This window comes from Clostridium sp. Marseille-P7770 (assembly GCF_902143525.1).
Classification (GTDB): Bacteria; Bacillota; Clostridia; order Lachnospirales; family Lachnospiraceae; genus Pilosibacter.
In genome coordinates this window covers 495,756-512,357 of sequence record NZ_CABFVC010000004.1, presented here as the reverse complement: position 1 = coordinate 512,357, position 16,602 = coordinate 495,756, and the positions used below count along the sequence as shown (strand labels likewise).

Genomic DNA, 16,602 nt, shown 5'->3' with positions numbered 1-16,602 from the left:
TGAGACTTGAAATGAGTAGCATATTATATATTGTTATTCCATGTTATAACGAAGAAACCGTTCTTCCAATCACATCAAAAATGTTTTTGGACAAGCTAACATCACTAATTCGGTCAAATAAGATTTCTGATAGCAGCCGGATCTTATTTGTCAATGACGGGAGCAAAGACAAAACATGGGAAATCATTTGCAATCTGGCGAAGCAGGATGAACATTTTATCGGTATTTCCCAGAGCCGTAACCGTGGACATCAAAATGCGGTTCTTGCGGGACTGATGGAAGCAAAAGATAAATGTGATATTACGATTTCTATCGACTGTGATGGTCAGGACGATATTAATGCCATGGATGAAATGGTCGAGCAGTACCATCAGGGATGCGAAATCGTATACGGTGTCAGAAGCAGACGTGATACAGATACATTTTTTAAGCGCTTTACAGCGGAGGGCTTCTATAAGCTTTTAAACTGGATGGGAGCAGAGGTTGTCTATAATCATGCAGACTATCGACTGGTTTCAAGCCGCGTGCTGAAAGAATTTGCAAATTTCAAGGAAGTCAATCTGTTCCTGCGCGGAATGTTCCCGCTGGTCGGCTTTAAGAGCACCAGCGTGTATTATGAGAGACATGAACGAATCGCAGGGGAAAGCCATTATCCGCTTTCTAAAATGCTGGCACTTGCTTTTGATGGAATTACCAGTCTCAGCGTAAAACCGATTCGGATCATTACGGCTCTTGGAACCGTGATCGCTGGACTGAGCTTTCTCGGGGTGATCTGGTCGATCGTCATGCGGCTCATGGGCAATGCAGTTGCCGGATGGTCCAGCATGATCTGTATTATCTGCCTTCTCGGAGGTGTCCAGCTGGTCTGCCTTGGTGTTCTTGGAGAGTATATCGGAAAAATCTATATGGAAGTAAAGCATCGTCCGCGTTATATTATCAGTGAGCGGACTGAGGAGAAGAAAGACGCAGACGGAGATACAGAGAAATGATAATGCAGTTATTCAAAAAATATCAGCAGCCAATTTTATATCTATTTTTTGGAGTTTGTACAACTGCTGTCAATATTATTACATACTATCTGTGTGCGCATCCACTGCGTTTCTCTGTTGTAGCAAGTACCTGTATCGCATGGGTCATATCGGTACTGTTTGCGTATATTACGAATAAGTGGTGGGTGTTTGAGAGCAAAAATCTTCAGCTGCGTGCCATGATGCAGGAATTTGTGTCATTCGTATCATGCAGATTATTTACCGGGGCATGCGATCTGCTGATCATGTATGTATTTGTGGATTGCATGGGGATGAATGATCTTCTGATTAAGATCGCTTCAAATGTGCTTGTTGTAATTTTAAATTATGTGGCGAGTAAATTGATTATTTTCAGGAAAAAAGGATAAGGCAGGAAATACAAAAGATCGGAAACGATAATTGGGACACTTTATATGTAAGCGTTTAATTTCTGGGTGACTTTTCACTGGTTATTTTGTAGTCCATAATGATGATAGGAAATAGATTTTTACTCCATTCCGTCGATAGAAGATAGAAATTCACTACACATGGAGGTTTCATTATAGTATATAGATATAATTTGATTGAAAACACGGTGAAAATACGGGAGCATACAAATGAAAAAAGAAGAACTGGAAAAAGAAAAATCTGATATTCATTCAGCAAAAACAGTATGTGACCAGGTGGCACAAAAGATGGCAAAACAAGATGCTCTGTTCAATCAGATGATAAATTCGTCGGCAATTCGGGCAGCGACAGCTGCATCATCGACATTTGATCAGAGTTGCGGAGCAATTGCAAAGGCGATAGAACCGCTTAGATCGACGATAAAACCTTTCCATAATATTTTCCATGCGGATCAAGCACTGACTGCGGCAGCAACATCAATTGCCAGCGTGGTTCGTCCGCTGGGGACAGAGAGTTATATGAATGTTATGGGTGGGGCATTAGAAAATGTGGCAGCTGCGATGCAGCCATATCATGATATGCAGCTTTTCAACTCCGGCATTCTTTCTGTAATTGAATCTGCAACGAAAACTCCGGAACTATTAAGATTTCAATCACAGCTCGAAAGAAATCTTTCGGCGCTTAGTGGTAAAACGTCTGTAGTTTCAGATTATGTAGGAAGTTTGACATCACAATGGGATCAGGCACTTGCGATGACGAATATTGCAGAGCGTAGTATTGCGGCACAGAATTTCGCCATTGTCAGAGTGATTCCTGAGTATGAAAAACTGAAATTGCCCTGGGGCAGCAAACGTGTACTAAAGTCTTTGACAAAGACGACCGCCGCGAAGCTGACGCAGACAGAAAAAATCATGTTTGATCCGAAAAAGAAGGAATTCTATCATAAAGATTTTCCGGAATATGCACTGACTGCGGATCAAGTTACAATTGCTGAAAGTTCTCAGACTCTTTTTGCGAATATTTCTCTTGACGAGCTGCTTTCTTTTGAAAGTCAGTTATATGAAGATGTGACATTTGCAATGGAGCATCCGACAGGAAAAAAGATATTTGGGATTATTCAGGGGTGGAAAAGTTTTATTGATTTTGATCATGATACATATTTTCACGCCAGACCGATTGAAGAGGGAAAACCACCGTTCCTGGATCAGGAAATGCTGAAAGCACCAACAAATGTCTCTTCTCACGGACGATATAATGCGATTGGGAAGAGCTGTTATTATGTTGCGGAGACAAAAGAAGGAGCTCTGACGGAAATAAGAAAACATAGCGGCGGAAAGAAATTGGATATTCAGGTAGTTGGATTGAGACCGGTAAAGCATGCAAAGATGATAGATTTATCTGGAGAAATCAAGGGCACAAACCGCTTTATGGAGCATATGCGTTTTACAGTAGAAAATGAGATCGGAAAAATTGTGAAAAATTATCTGCTCCCGAATTTTGTGGCTTCATGCTGTAAGAGAATTGGAATTGACGGGATCAAGTACAGAAGTACGGGTTATAATTGCTGCGTCTTGTGGAAAGATGACTACTTTGAATTTGTGGATGGGAGCAGAGAGATTATTTGCGGCAAAACTTGAAAAAATCAGGTGTAAAAATGTGGCAAATATAGAATCATGGAGCTGATTCAAGTATAATTACATTGCGTTTGATTACCTACATAAAATAAATGGTAAGCTATTTATGGTCTGTGTGAGAAAATGCAGGAAAAGATGCGTTAGAATTAAGAATAGGATGGAAATACAAAGGAGTGGAAGCAATAATCTGGATCGCAGCGGCGATCATTGTATATTTTATAGGAACCGGAAAGAAACAGGAGCAGGAAAAGAATCGGAAAGAGAAACCATACCTCGGCTGTTCCCTATTCGCAGCGATATGCTGTGAATTTGCGATCAAGGTGGTGTTCCATATCCACTACCTGTCGATATGGCTGATCCTGACGTATGCGCTGATCGCGGCGCAGTGCAGCCGGATGTTGTGGATCTTCATTTGCATACCGGAGAAACGGAACCAGGTTTATTCCATGTCGATCAAGATGGCGATCGGTATGGGGATCCTGGCGTTTTATTATGTGAATCTTTCGCATGATGTGATCGGCGTCACGAAGATCGCAAACCAGTTCCCACCGGTGAGTACGGGGATGGCGGATCTCATGATCCTTGCGGCGACTGCGATCTGGATTTATGGAACGGACGTGCTCCGGTGGTTTCCGGAGTGTGCGAGAGCGCTTTACTGGATCTTCCTGGCGATCACTCCGTTTCTTGCGTTTTTCCTCGAGGAGCTCTGTTGGAACCCGTCGGTGACGGGGATCAGCCTTTTAAACGGGGAGCTGAATGTTCTGATCTATCTGATTCTGGAAGTATTGTTTGTGTGCCTGATGCAGAAAGGGATGCTTGGGCTTCAGGCGTTGTATATCTTTGTGTGGCTTGTTGGTGCGCTCAATTATTATCTCCTGAAGTTCCGCGGGCAGCCGTTCCTTGCAACGGATATTTTTGCACTGCGGACGGCCATGTCGGTCGCAGGACAGTATACGTTTGAGGTTGCGGAGGAGCTGGCGTTTACGTTTCTGATCCTGTATTTTCTGTTTACCTGTATGTGGGCGCTTGGAAAGATGGAAATTTTTCAGAAGAGAACGGGAAAGAAGCGGATCCTGATAAAGGGCTGCGGAGCAATCGGGGCAGCTGCGGCGTTGTTTTTCTGGATTGGCAGCTATGATTTCCCGGATACTTACAATATTTGGATTGATTTCTGGGCGCAGGTAAATACATATCAGACAACCGGTTTTGCACCGGCGTTTATTTCGTTCTGGCAGAGAATGAAGATCAGTAAGCCGGATGGATATACGGAGCAGAGTGCGGAAGAAATTTTGGATGAGTACGGGGTGGCGGAAGCTCCTGCGGAAACGGAGAAGAAAGATACCGGCGAGCAGCCGATGATCATTACGATCATGAACGAGTCGTTCAGTGATCTGAGCGTCCTGGGACCGCTTGCGTGTACGGAGGATGATCTTGCGTTTTTCCATTCGCTGAAGGATGATCCGCATACGATCGAGTATGGATGGGATTATGTTTCGACCCGCGGCGGTGGAACGTCCACGACGGAGTTCGAATATCTGACGGGGGATTCGATGACCTACACAAACGGGATCAATCCGTATTCCAGCTTTGATTTCACGAATGTGCCGTCCATGGTCTCGATCTTAAAGGAACAGGGCTACCACACGATCGCGATGCATCCGGAAAATCCGGAGAACTGGCGAAGAAGTGTTGTGTATCCGAAGCTCGGATTTGATGAATTTTTATCAATCAGCTCGTTTGAGGACAGTGAGCGGACGGTCTGGAACCGGGTGTCTGATCTTGGGGATTATCAGAAGCTGATCGAGGTCTATGAGGCGCAGACGGAGCCGACCTTTATTTTTAATGTCACGATGCAGAATCATGGCGGATATGACGGGATCGGGGAGCTGAAACCGGAGGAGATCGTCGATGTCGATGAGGAATACAGCGGGTATTCGGATCTTCAGATGTATGAATCGCTGATCGCGAAGTCGGATCAGGCACTTTCGTATCTGATCTCCTATTTTGAGCAGGTGGACCAGCCGGTACTTATCTGCTTCTTCGGGGATCATCAGCCGGCGCTGAATGGGGACTTCGAGAATACGCTCAGGGAAGCCGGGAGAGGGGACACGGATACGGATCTTACGATGACGGAGAAGATCTATACGGTGCCGTATTTTATCTGGAGCAATTATGAGATCCCGGAGGATTATTCGATGAAGAATTCCCGGGGAGAAGATGTGGTCAGCACGAATTATCTCGGGACGCTGGTCCGGAAGTATGCGGGGCTGGAACTGTCCGCATATGACCGTTACCGGATGAACCAGAGAGAGCAGATCCCGGTGTTTAATTTCGCGGGATATATGACCGCGGATGGGGACTGGTATGATCTCTGGGCGGAGAATGATTACAGGGAATGGATTGAAAGGTACCGGACGGTGCAGTATTATGCGTTGTTTGATCGGAAGAGGAATGGGAGGTATTTTGTGGGGGAGTGAGGAATTCCTATTCTTGCAATCAACATTCCCCTATGATAAAATATAGTACAGTATATTCGTAGGAAGAGGTAGATGAGATCCTATAATCCGAAGATTGTTATACAGGCTGAAGAATGATGATGAATTAGGATAAAAATATTAAATCACAAAGCAGACCATACGAAAGCTTATACGGTCTGCTTTTGTCTCATAATGGATCAAAAAGATGTGATGCTGCTGTAGGAGGTGACGGGCGCATATGAAAATAAAAAAGCTGACTTTGAGTAATTTCATGGCTTTTGAAAACTTACAATTGGATTGGTCGGATAATATCAATGTTATCTGCGGAGAGAACAGTACCGGAAAGACAACATTACTGAAGGCGATGTATTCTCTTATTAAGCCTTTAAATGAAGTAAATCGTGAAAATTTGACAAAAGAGATGGAAGAGCAGTATTTTGTGAAAAAACTGCAGGGAGTTTTTCGACCGGATGAAATGAAACTGGGGCGTTTGGTGAGTCGAAAAAGAGGAAACAAGAGAACAGATTTTTCGGTGGATCTTGATAAAAAACAGAAAGTCTCGGCTGGATTTAGCCGTGGACAGGCGAATCATGCAGATATCAATATTATAAAAAGCAAATTTGCGGAGAAATATGAAGCGATTTACATTCCGACAAAAGAAATGATCTCTACGGTGGAACATTTCGTGACACTATATGAGGAGTATCATATTGACTTTGAGGAAATGTATTACGATCTTGCAAAACTTTTGGACCGTCCTCTTTCCAAGGGACCAAATACAAATGAGCAGAATCAGATTTTAAGCAGTCTGGAAGATATTATGAAAGGTAATATCGTGCAGAGAGATAAAAAGTTTTATTTTAAAATAAAAGGTGAAGGCGAATTTGAGATGGGATTGCTTTCTGATGGGTACAGAAAATTATCGATGATCATCTATATGATTCTGTCGGGGAGTCTGAACAGGAATACGATCTTATTCTGGGACGAGCCGGAGACGAATATGAATCCGAAAATGATTCGCCCGATCGTGCAGGCACTGGTTGCCCTGGCGCAGATGGGGGTACAGGTTTTTGTATCAACGCACGATTATTTTATTCAGCAGGAATTTAATATGGTTGCATCTTATCCGGAACTGAATCCATCGAAGCTGGATGTGCGCTTTTTATCTTTATACAGGGATGAAAAGACACATGATGTCCACTATGAGATGACTCATTCGGCTTCAGATCTTGCGCATAATGCGATCATGCAGGAGTTTGATGCGATGTACGACAGAGAACAGAGGATTATTTATGGTAATTAAAGAAGAAAGCGGATTGAAATTTGGCTTTCCTGAAAAAAGCATGGTGATCAAGTTTGATGATACGTTATTTTATCGAAATTACTTCAATAAATTTCCTGGATCAAAAGGCGTCGATTTTGTTTCTGTGAGTTCGAATATGATTGCATTTATTGAAGTGAAAAACTGCAGTGGAGATGAAGGCAATTGCAGATGGAGAATTGCACCGGATAACAAGAAAAAGGAAACAGCCAGTATAACTCTTGATCTTACAGGAAGAGATAGCCTGGATATTGAAGTAACACAGAAAGTAGCTATGACAATAGCTTCCATAATCGGAGCAAAGTCATTCGGGGATAAAAAAGATTGTCTGAGTGAATTTGACAAGTTTATCCAGTTTTTGTCATCTGAATCGTTTTCGGATGACTCAAAAAAGAAATATGTAATCTTGTTTCTGGAAGGAGATTTTGGAAGCAAAACGCGCAGCAAAAAGATGATCATGCAGTCATTACAGGACAGTATGAACCGGAAGCTGAGATGGTTCAATTGCAGAGTATCTGTTGTCGATTCTGATTCCTATGATCCTAGGGTGTTTCATATTACGAGTTGAGACGATAAGGCTTAGGTTATGAAGTATGTATACACGAATCAAATATTTTGGAAGGAGAAAAATACAATGTACGATTATTTAGTAGTAGGAGCAGGACTTTACGGCGCAGTATTTGCGCATGAGGCGAAGAAACATGGAAAATCTGTTTTAGTGATCGATAAGCGGCCGAATATTGCGGGAAATGTTTATACGGAGGATATCGAGAAGATCCATGTACATAAATATGGTGCGCATATTTTCCATACAAACAACCGGAAGGTATGGGAGTATGTGAACCAGTTTGCGGAGTTTAATCGTTTTACGAATTCCCCGGTGGCAAATTATCACGGGGAGCTGTATTCGCTGCCATTTAACATGTACACGTTCAACAAGATGTGGGGCGTTGTAACGCCGGAGGAAGCGGCTGCAAAGATTGAGGAGCAGAAGAAAGCGGCCGGGATCACGGAGCCGAAGAATCTCGAGGAGCAGGCGATCAGCCTTGTTGGAACTGATATTTATGAAAAGCTTGTAAAGGGCTATACCGAGAAGCAGTGGGGAAGACCGTGTTCGGAGCTTCCGTCGTTTATCATTAAGCGCCTTCCGGTGCGTCTGACGTTTGATAATAACTATTTTAATGCGTTATATCAGGGAATCCCGATGGGCGGATATACGAAGATGGTCGCGAACATGCTGGATGGTATTGAGGTGAAGCTTGGTGTGGATTATCTGGCGGAGAAGGAAGCGTATGATGCAATGGCGGAGAAGGTGATCTACACGGGCGCGATCGATGCGTATTTTGACTTTAAGCTTGGCGCATTGGAATACCGTTCCGTCCGCTTTGAGACTGAGCTTCTTGATAAACCGAATTTCCAGGGCAATGCGGCTGTGAACTATACGGATGCGGAGACTCCGTGGACGCGTATCATTGAGCACAAGTGGTTTGAGTTTGGAAAAGATGATGAAGGAAACGAGATCCCGAAGACGGTGATCAGCCGTGAGTACAGCTCCGAATGGAAGCCCGGAGATGAGCCGTATTACCCGGTCAATGATGAGAAGAATGGAAATCTCTATGCGGAGTACAAAAAGCTCGCAGAGGGCGAGCAGAAGGTCGTATTCGGTGGCCGTTTAGGTGAGTATAAGTATTATGATATGGATGCGGTGATCGCATCGGCGTTGGAGATGTGTGAGAAGATGCTGTAAATGGAAGGGGAATCTCCTGCCAGAGCATGTAGAAAAGTTCGCAATACAGAGCCGGTTCCGGTTGATGGACCGGCTCTGTTGTTTAGGAGCTTCCTTTTCTTCCTTTTCTTCATTGCGGGCTTTTGCATCGAAGATGCTATTGTATGGACCGCCGGAAAATGATATAATCGGGATAACTGTCGTCGGACAGGGAATAAAAATTTGAAAGACAGGAAGATTTATATATGTGTGGAATTGTTGGATTTACAGGACATAGACAGGCGGCCCCGATTTTGCTTGAGGGACTTGCAAAGTTAGAGTATCGCGGATATGACTCGGCGGGAATTGCGGTCCGCGACGGGGAGAAGGATGTGGAGATCGTCAAGGCGAAGGGACGTCTCCGTGTCCTCGCGGAGAAGACGAATGATGGAATGGCGATGCATGGAACTTGCGGGATCGGTCATACGCGCTGGGCGACGCACGGGGAGCCGAGTGAGCTGAATGCGCACCCGCATTGCAGTGATGACCGGAACGTTGTCGGCGTTCATAATGGAATTATCGAGAATTACCAGGAACTCCGGGAAAAGCTTCAGAATAAGGGATATACGTTTTATTCCGATACGGATACAGAGGTTGCGATCAAGCTGATCGACTACTATTATAAGAAATATGAGCATACTCCGGTGGATGCGATCAACCACGCGATGGTGCGGATCCGCGGTTCCTACGCGCTTGCAGTCATGTTCAAGGATTATCCGGAGGAGATCTACGCGGCGAGAAAGGACAGCCCGATGATCATCGGTGTGGCGGATGGCGAGTCGTTTGTCGCTTCGGATGTTCCGGCGATCTTAAAGTATACGAGAAGTGTTTATTATATCGGAAATATGGAGATGTGCCGTCTTCAGAAGGGGAAAGTGACCTTCTATAACCTTGACGGGGACGAGATCGAAAAAGATCTGGTAGAGATCCAGTGGGATGCCGAAGCGGCGGAGAAAGCTGGATATGAGCACTTTATGATCAAGGAGATCCATGAGCAGCCGAAGGCGATCCGTGATACGATCAATTCTGTTGTGAAGGACGGAAAGATCGACTTGAGCGGAGTCGGGCTTTCAGAGGAGGAGATCGCAAAGCTTGGACAGATCTATATCGTGGCGTGCGGATCGGCTTACCATGTCGGCGTTGCGGCGCAGTATGTGATCGAGGAGCTGGCGCAGATCCCGGTCCGTGTGGAACTCGCTTCGGAATTCCGGTATCGGAGACTGCTCTTCGCACCGAATTCCCTGGTGATCATCGTGAGCCAGTCCGGGGAGACGGCGGACAGTCTTGCGGCGCTGCGTGAGGCGAAGGCGCATGGTGTGAAGACGTTGGCGATCGTCAACGTGGTCGGTTCCACGATCGCGCGTGAGGCGGATCATGTCTTCTATACGCTTGCAGGTCCGGAGATCGCGGTTGCGACGACGAAGGCGTACAGCACACAGCTGATCGCGTCGTATCTTCTTGCAACAGAGTTTGCACGTGTCCGCGGTGTGATCGATGAGGACCGGACGGCGGAGCTTCTTGCGGAGCTGCAGACAATCCCGGAGAAGATCGAAAAGCTTCTCGAGGACAAGGAGCGGATCCAGTGGTTTGCCGCAAAGCAGATGAATGCGCAGAATATGTTCTTTATCGGGCGCGGGCTTGACTATGCGGTCAGCATGGAAGGCAGCTTAAAGATGAAGGAGATCAGTTACATCCACTCTGAGGCGTATGCGGCCGGGGAGCTGAAACACGGGACGATCAGCCTGATCGAGCCGGGAACGCTTGTGATCGGCGTTCTGACGCAGCAGAATCTCTATGAGAAAACGGTCAGCAACATGGTCGAGTGCAAGAGCCGCGGGGCGTACCTGATGGCACTCACAACGTATGGAAATTACAGCATCGAGGACAGCGCTGATTTCGTGATCTACATTCCGAAGACAGAGCCGTTATTCGCGGCGAGTCTGGCGGTGATCCCGCTGCAGCTGCTGGGATATTATGTATCTGTCGCAAAGGGTCTGGATGTGGATAAGCCTAGGAATCTGGCGAAGAGTGTGACGGTGGAGTAAAGAAAATAAAAAGTGTCGAGTCGTAAGGGATAACTTTTGACTTGGCACTTTTTTTAGTTTATCTGTTCAGCTTCTCAACAATTACATTACACCGTTTCTTGCAAAATGCAACCCCGTAAGCAAGAATCTCTTCCTGGTCAAAAAATTCAACTTTTTTCATTTTTCCTGTCACATTTTTGATTTTCTTACGTTTATATTAGTAGAACATGTTAAGGGAAAACGGATCCTGTCGGGAAGGGCGGGAGCCGGCGTCGGATATATGCGGAAAACGGCGTCGGGCGGCGGCTTTTCGTGAGGCGGGATAACGGGATCATATGACATGATCAATAAGTTTGCGGGCGCTGTTCCGGGCTCAACACCCATGAGACCGGGATACGGGTTTTTGATCAAACCGAAAGGCGATGGGGTCCTGACAGATAACGAATGGAGGAGGAATACATATGATCGTATCAAACAAGTACACGAAAATTGAGCGTAATGGAATGTATTATATTATTCCATCGAGCGCTCCGGAATGCCCGCATTGTGGTGGAGCTATGACGGTCCGGGACAGTAAAAGAAGAAAGCTGATCCTGTCCGACGGGACGGTACAGATGTTTGTTCTGCGCCGGTACAAATGCAAGATATGCGGACGCATCCACCTGAATCTTCCTGATATTATGCTCCCGCATAAGCACTATGCGCGGGAGGCGATCATCGAGACGGTGAGAGGAGAGCGGAACTGTTCGGCGGAGCAGTCGACGATCTACCGCTGGAACCGGGAGAAACTGCAGCTGGAATGTCAGGTGCTCCAGATGGAGGAGGAAGCCGAAAAGGAGAGCCGGACGGAAGGTGAGCCTGGCTGCCGGTGCGCGGGCAATTAAAATAACAGGGAAAATGAAAAAGCGGCAGGTGCGGTGCCTGCAATTGTGTGATCAGTGAGTATGGTTGCCGGCCAGTCAGGAATGGCTGGCCGGCCGTTTTGATAATGCCGCCTTGTCCAATTGTGGTAAATATATAGTCCAATTATGGACAATATACAAATAGTGTCAATGTATGGTATATAGATGATATCAGGAAAAGTGTTTGTTCGGCCTGTATCTGTTCGGCTGAAACGTGTGCCGGATTGCCGTGTGCGGAGGAGAAAATGGTAAGTTACAATCGCCTGTGGGAGACCATGGAAAAGAGAAAGATCAGTCAGTACCGGCTGATCAAGGAGTTTGGCTTAAGCTCCGGTCAGATGAGCCGTCTGAAAAAGAATACATATGTCTCTACACATACGCTGGAGACGCTCTGCAGGATCTTAGACTGCAGGATCGAGGATGTAATGGAAGTTTCCTTCGAGGACGAAAAGAGCGAAAAACAGGTTCACGGACGCTGATCTTTACCGGAAAATGATTCCGATAAAGACCAGCCGTTTTTAAACCTCTTTTTCGCCGGGCTCAAAATGAGATGCGTACGATGTCTGCGACACTGCAGTTTAAGATCCTGCACAGAGTTTCCAGAGTATGAGTGGAGATATGCTCATTCTTCCGGATCCGCTGAAGCTGGCCGGAGCTGAAATGATAGCTGCGGACCAGGCGATACTGGCTGATGTGCTTTGATCTTAAGGTGTTCCAGAGTGGACTGTAATCGATCATGAGGAATGCCTCCTTTCCTTATATAATGCGGCGAAAGAGCCGCCATAGTAGAGAATAGAAGATATTGTCGGAAATTTGTGAAAATATAAGGAAAAAAGCCGGATTCTTTCGGATGTTGACAGGAATTGCAGACAACGACGGTGCTCAATGATACAAAGGAGGAAACAGTATGGTTAAATATACGAGATTATGGGAGACAATGCAGAGAAAAGGGATCAGCCAGTACCGCCTGATCAAGACATACGGGATCAGCAACGGTCAGTTGAACAGACTGCGGAAAAATTTATATATTTCAACTCATACCGTAGAAACTTTGTGCAGGATCCTGGACTGCCGCGTTGAGGATGTGATGGAGATCGTGTTCGATGAGAATGAGGAGCCGCTGTGGTCTCCGGGACTGGAAGAGGAGCGGCAGAAGGAGAAAGAACTGGAAAAGAAAAAGAACAGACAGGGCTGAACGGATCTTGATGGGCGGTAATCTGCGGCTGGAAGATCCGACAGCCTGGATCAAAGCCATGGATTTTGTGAGAACGGAATTTTCAGGATGTGAGAAGACGCGGAAAACCGGTTGCTAATATTCTCTTTACCGGGTATACTGAATGAGATTAAAGATCATGGAGATAATGATTCAGCAGACCTATGCAGCGAATCCGGAAGATAGTTTTGCCGGGAAATCGTGAAGGCGCTGGAAAGTTACTCACAGAGAATATTGGAGGAACTTAAAATGGATACGATGACAGGACGCAATGTCGGAAAGACATGCCGGACCCATTACAGAGGAACTTTTAACGACGGTACACAGTTTGACTCTTCCTACGATCGTGGAGAGCCGCTGGAGTTCGTATGCGGTGCAGGCCAGATGATCAAAGGATTTGATGCGGCTGTCGCAGATATGGAAGTCGGCGAGATCAAAGAGATCCATCTGATGCCGGAGGAAGCTTACGGAATGCCGAATCCGAACGCGATCCTCACACTTGAGATCGCAAATCTCCCGGGTTCTGAGGACCTGGAAGTCGGCCAGAAGGTATACCTTACAAACCAGAGCGGCCAGCCGTTCCCGGTAACGGTTACCGCAAAAGATGAGAAGATGATCACTCTCGACGCGAACCATGAGATGGCAGGAAAAGAGCTGAACTTTAAGATCGAGCTGGTGGAAGTAAAATAAAAAAGTAAGATCGTGTGAAAGGGCTGTCGCATTAACGTGCGGCAGCTCATTTTGTATCCCCATTCCAGATCAGAAGGGAATTCCGATGAAACCGGCAGCCGAAAGCAGATTCCCAAGAAGCGTAAACCGGCTGCAGGTGGCCACGAGGGGACAGGAATTGACGAAAGACACAGACAGGTGTATACTTGCATATGCTGCACAACTTGACATGTCAACATGATAATTAAGAAAAATTTTCATGTGTCAGGGAACGAATTTCTTTATTAAATTTTCAGGAGGACATCATGAATATCACACAAAAACAAAAGGGCATCCTCTTTATGATCCTGTCCGCACTTTCCTTTGCGTCCATGCAGGTGGTTGTCCGCATGAGCCGGGAAATTCCGACGATGGAGCAGATCTGCGTCCGCAATCTCTTCATCCTGATCGTTTCTTTCTTCATTATCCGGAAGAAACACGGTTCTTATTATGGTCCGAAAAAGTATCAGCCGTATCTCTTTGGCCGTTCGTTCTTCGGATTCCTTGGGCTGATCACCCTGTTCTACGCATCCAGCCATGCGGCGCAGGGCGATGTCACAGTGTTAAATAAGCTCTCTCCGATCTTCGTGACTCTGCTTGCAGCTGTGTTCATGAAGGAGAAGCTTTCCCCGATCCAGATCCCGGCGCTGGTCCTGTCCGTGCTCGGCGCATTCATCGTATTCCGTCCGAGCTTCCAGTCTGATCCGTTTCCGCTGATCGTTGCGCTCCTTTCCGCGATCACATCAGGAATTGCGTACACGTTTTTAGGGTATTTTAAAGGAAAAGTCGATGGAATTACCGTCATCATGCACTTTTCTACATTCAGCGTGTTTGGCTCCCTGCCGTTCGTGATCGGAAACTTTGTCATGCCGGATCTGCGCCAGTTCATGCTCCTGATGCTGATTAGTCTCTTCGGTTCTCTCGGACAGGTATTTATCACATACGCATACCGTTTTGCCCCGGCATCCGAGATCAGTATCTACAATTATTCCGGAATCCTGTTCAGCATTCTTCTCGGAGCAGTGGTTCTCGGAGAGCCTGTAAAACATACCTCGATCCTTGGCGGCGCCCTGGTTGCGATCGCTTCCATTATGGTGTATATTTATGGAAACTCGAAAAAGAAAGAGGCGAAGTAAGTGGAGTCGGATGACAAGAAACTCTACACCCCGAAATATGTACAGATCGAAGATCATATTATAAGCGAGATCCGGAACGGCCGTCTGAAGACAGGTGACCGGATCCCATCGGAAGCGGAGCTTGTCCGGATGTTCGGGGTGAGCCGGATCACGGTCACGACCGCGATCAAAGAGCTTACCGCCCGCGGGATCCTCGTCCGCAGACAGGGAAAGGGGACCTTTGTAAGGAGGGACGACCCGGAAATTTCGGAAGAGACGGATGGTTTTTCGGCCGCGCAGGCTGGATCCGCCGCTTCCGCATCGAGAACGATTGCTTTCGGCGGCGGGATACGGCTTGCTTCACCGGAAAAAGCGGAACAGAAACCGCACACGCTCCTGGAGAACAGGATCATCTCTGCGGATCCCGTTCTCTGCCGAAAGCTCGGTCTTGACGCGGGAAGCTATGTCTACCAGATCGTCCGCTGTATCAGGGATGGCGGGAAGACTTCGGAGATGGATTTTACTTATATCCCGCTGTCTGTATGCGGCGGACACACCTTCGACTGTGCGGAATTATCGACCAGCCTGATCCATGACTATATCAGCCGGAATTTCCCGGAGAAGCCGACGGGCGTGGACATCTATCTTCAGCCGGAGCTCACGGGAGATATTGATGTCTCCATGATGACCGGAGAAGGGGATGGTCCTGCCGGAATGCCACTTTTTTTCTGGGATACGGTCGTCCGCAGCGGGAAAAAGGTTCTCGCAGTCACGACAACCGCTTCAAAGCTTTATCAGGGGATGAAATTCCTGACGTTTGAGATCCCGGCGATTCCTTAGCTTTCCATCTGCCGCCCGAGGAAACCGGCAGCTGTTGCCGCCAGGCGCAGTTCCGGATCTGAAAATTTTGCGCGCGGCTCCCGGCTCATGATAACGACGGCTCCGATGGCGTCGCCTTCGCAGATGATCGGTGTGATCACCTGGGCTGTGATGCTGTCCCCGTCATCGTCGGTTACAGGCGTGAAATTTCGGTCCTCTTTTCCTGCCTGGATGACGGTGCGTTCCTGGATCACATGCTCCAGCGCCCGGCTGATCGGTTTTTGGAAAAAGTCCTTTTTCGCTCCGCCCGCCGCCGCGACTACCTGGTCCCGGTCCGTGATGCATACGAGAAGCCCGGTCGACTGGGCCATCGCGTCCGCGTACTGACCTGCGAACGCGTTCAGTTCCATCATCGGTGAGTATTTTTTCAGAATGATCTCTCCCTCACGGTCGGTAAAGATCTCAAGCGGAGTTCCCTCCCGGAGACGCAGAGTCCGCCGGATTTCCTTTGGAACGACTACACGGCCGAGATCATCGATTCTTCTTACAATTCCAGTAGCTTTCATAACGTTTATTCCTCCTGCATATCACATACCATGTTTCCCATATTGTGTGCCTTATGGGTAGTATGTGGAAACAGGGTGAATTTATACATCGCAAAAATGAAAAAGAAATGAGGAAATCATCATGTATACGTTTGAAGATTTAAAGCAGATCATGAAGACGCTGCGTGCAGAGGACGGCTGTCCCTGGGACCGGGCGCAGGATCATGAGACGCTAAAAAAGCATCTCGTGGAGGAATGTGCGGAGGTGCTGGAGGCGATCGATAGCGGGGATACGGAAAATCTCTGTGAGGAGCTCGGGGATGTCCTGTTCCAGGTCATGTTCCACAGTGAGATCGAGGCGGAGCGCGGAAATTTCACCGTGGATGACGTGGTAAATGGGATCTGCGAGAAGATGATCCGCCGTCATCCGAGGATCTTCGGAGGTGAGATCCCGGAGGTCGAGGACGAGAAAGATCTCTGGGAAGCGATCAAAAAACAGGAACGGGAAATGAAGAAAAAAGCCGGAAAGCATTGACAAAATGCGGTTCCTGTGCATGTCCGGGAAGACGTGTGTACGGGAAGGGAAAAACGCTGAAAAACACGGTAAAATCGGGCAAAACTCCTTGACAAAGAATGCAGAAACATATATAAATGTAAGAGTGCA

17 protein-coding genes are annotated in these 16,602 nt (G+C 47.0%); 15 read left to right on the top strand and 2 right to left on the bottom strand.

What is annotated here, in order from left to right; all coding sequences use genetic code 11:
* Positions 1-11 precede the first annotated feature (11 nt).
* From FN001_RS12315 to FN001_RS12270, 10 genes are all read left to right on the top strand, one after another.
* Positions 12-989 (top strand): glycosyltransferase family 2 protein, encoded by a 978-nt coding sequence (locus FN001_RS12315; protein ID WP_142412021.1) that lies wholly within the window; start codon positions 12-14, stop codon positions 987-989.
* The gene (locus FN001_RS12310) at positions 986-1,396 is read left to right on the top strand and encodes a GtrA family protein (RefSeq protein ID WP_142412020.1); all 411 of its coding nucleotides are present in this window, start codon (positions 986-988) and stop codon (positions 1,394-1,396) included. The genes FN001_RS12315 and FN001_RS12310 overlap by 4 nt, the downstream gene beginning before the upstream one ends.
* A 228-nt stretch (positions 1,397-1,624) precedes the next feature.
* The gene (locus tag FN001_RS12305; protein WP_142412019.1) at positions 1,625-3,052 is read left to right on the top strand and encodes an RES domain-containing protein; all 1,428 of its coding nucleotides are present in this window, start codon (positions 1,625-1,627) and stop codon (positions 3,050-3,052) included.
* A 170-nt stretch (positions 3,053-3,222) separates the two neighbouring features.
* Positions 3,223-5,526 carry an LTA synthase family protein gene (locus FN001_RS12300; RefSeq protein ID WP_142412018.1) on the top strand — a complete coding sequence of 768 codons (2,304 nt, stop codon included), beginning with the start codon at positions 3,223-3,225 and terminating at the stop codon, positions 5,524-5,526.
* Between the two features lie 238 nt (positions 5,527-5,764).
* Positions 5,765-6,829, top strand: coding sequence for an AAA family ATPase (locus FN001_RS12295; RefSeq protein ID WP_118322316.1), 1,065 nt, complete (start codon positions 5,765-5,767; stop codon positions 6,827-6,829).
* The gene (locus FN001_RS12290) at positions 6,819-7,415 is read left to right on the top strand and encodes a DUF6661 family protein (protein ID WP_142412017.1); all 597 of its coding nucleotides are present in this window, start codon (positions 6,819-6,821) and stop codon (positions 7,413-7,415) included. Before FN001_RS12295 ends, FN001_RS12290 begins: the two co-directional genes overlap by 11 nt.
* A gap of 66 nt (positions 7,416-7,481) precedes the next feature.
* Positions 7,482-8,594 (top strand): UDP-galactopyranose mutase, encoded by a 1,113-nt coding sequence (gene glf, locus FN001_RS12285; RefSeq protein WP_142412016.1) that lies wholly within the window; start codon positions 7,482-7,484, stop codon positions 8,592-8,594.
* A gap of 224 nt (positions 8,595-8,818) precedes the next feature.
* Positions 8,819-10,657, top strand: coding sequence for a glutamine--fructose-6-phosphate transaminase (isomerizing) (gene glmS / locus FN001_RS12280; protein WP_142412015.1), 1,839 nt, complete (start codon positions 8,819-8,821; stop codon positions 10,655-10,657).
* A gap of 440 nt (positions 10,658-11,097) precedes the next feature.
* Positions 11,098-11,520, top strand: coding sequence for a DUF6431 domain-containing protein (locus tag FN001_RS12275; protein WP_142412014.1), 423 nt, complete (start codon positions 11,098-11,100; stop codon positions 11,518-11,520).
* 263 nt (positions 11,521-11,783) lie between these two features.
* Positions 11,784-12,017, top strand: a complete 234-nt coding sequence (locus FN001_RS12270) for a helix-turn-helix domain-containing protein (RefSeq protein WP_118530298.1) — start codon at positions 11,784-11,786, stop codon at positions 12,015-12,017.
* Positions 12,018-12,078: 61 nt separating this feature from the next.
* Here the strand turns inward: FN001_RS12270 and FN001_RS12265 are convergent, their stop codons facing one another.
* A complete protein-coding gene (locus FN001_RS12265; protein WP_118298333.1) occupies positions 12,079-12,276 on the bottom strand; it encodes a helix-turn-helix domain-containing protein in 198 nt (65 codons plus the stop codon).
* 169 nt (positions 12,277-12,445) lie between these two features.
* Between FN001_RS12265 and FN001_RS12260 the strand changes: the two genes are divergently transcribed.
* The 4 genes from FN001_RS12260 (at position 12,446) to FN001_RS12245 (ending at position 15,414) form a co-directional block, all read left to right on the top strand.
* The gene (locus tag FN001_RS12260) at positions 12,446-12,733 is read left to right on the top strand and encodes a helix-turn-helix domain-containing protein (RefSeq protein WP_142412013.1); all 288 of its coding nucleotides are present in this window, start codon (positions 12,446-12,448) and stop codon (positions 12,731-12,733) included.
* Between the two features lie 267 nt (positions 12,734-13,000).
* On the top strand, positions 13,001-13,441 hold the full coding sequence (locus tag FN001_RS12255; protein ID WP_243016271.1) for an FKBP-type peptidyl-prolyl cis-trans isomerase: 441 nt from the start codon (positions 13,001-13,003) through the stop codon (positions 13,439-13,441).
* A gap of 284 nt (positions 13,442-13,725) precedes the next feature.
* Positions 13,726-14,595: a DMT family transporter gene (locus FN001_RS12250; RefSeq protein WP_118530294.1), complete on the top strand. Its 870-nt coding sequence runs from the start codon at positions 13,726-13,728 to the stop codon at positions 14,593-14,595.
* Positions 14,596-15,414, top strand: a complete 819-nt coding sequence (locus FN001_RS12245) for a GntR family transcriptional regulator (protein ID WP_142412012.1) — start codon at positions 14,596-14,598, stop codon at positions 15,412-15,414.
* Here the strand turns inward: FN001_RS12245 and spoVT are convergent.
* A complete protein-coding gene (gene spoVT / locus FN001_RS12240) occupies positions 15,411-15,959 on the bottom strand; it encodes a stage V sporulation protein T (RefSeq protein WP_142412011.1) in 549 nt (182 codons plus the stop codon). The genes FN001_RS12245 and spoVT overlap by 4 nt on opposite strands.
* Before the next feature lie 121 nt (positions 15,960-16,080).
* Here spoVT and FN001_RS12235 point away from each other — a divergent pair, with 121 nt between their 5' ends.
* Positions 16,081-16,473 carry a MazG nucleotide pyrophosphohydrolase domain-containing protein gene (locus FN001_RS12235; RefSeq protein ID WP_118298328.1) on the top strand — a complete coding sequence of 131 codons (393 nt, stop codon included), beginning with the start codon at positions 16,081-16,083 and terminating at the stop codon, positions 16,471-16,473.
* The last annotated feature ends 129 nt before the right edge of the window (positions 16,474-16,602 follow it).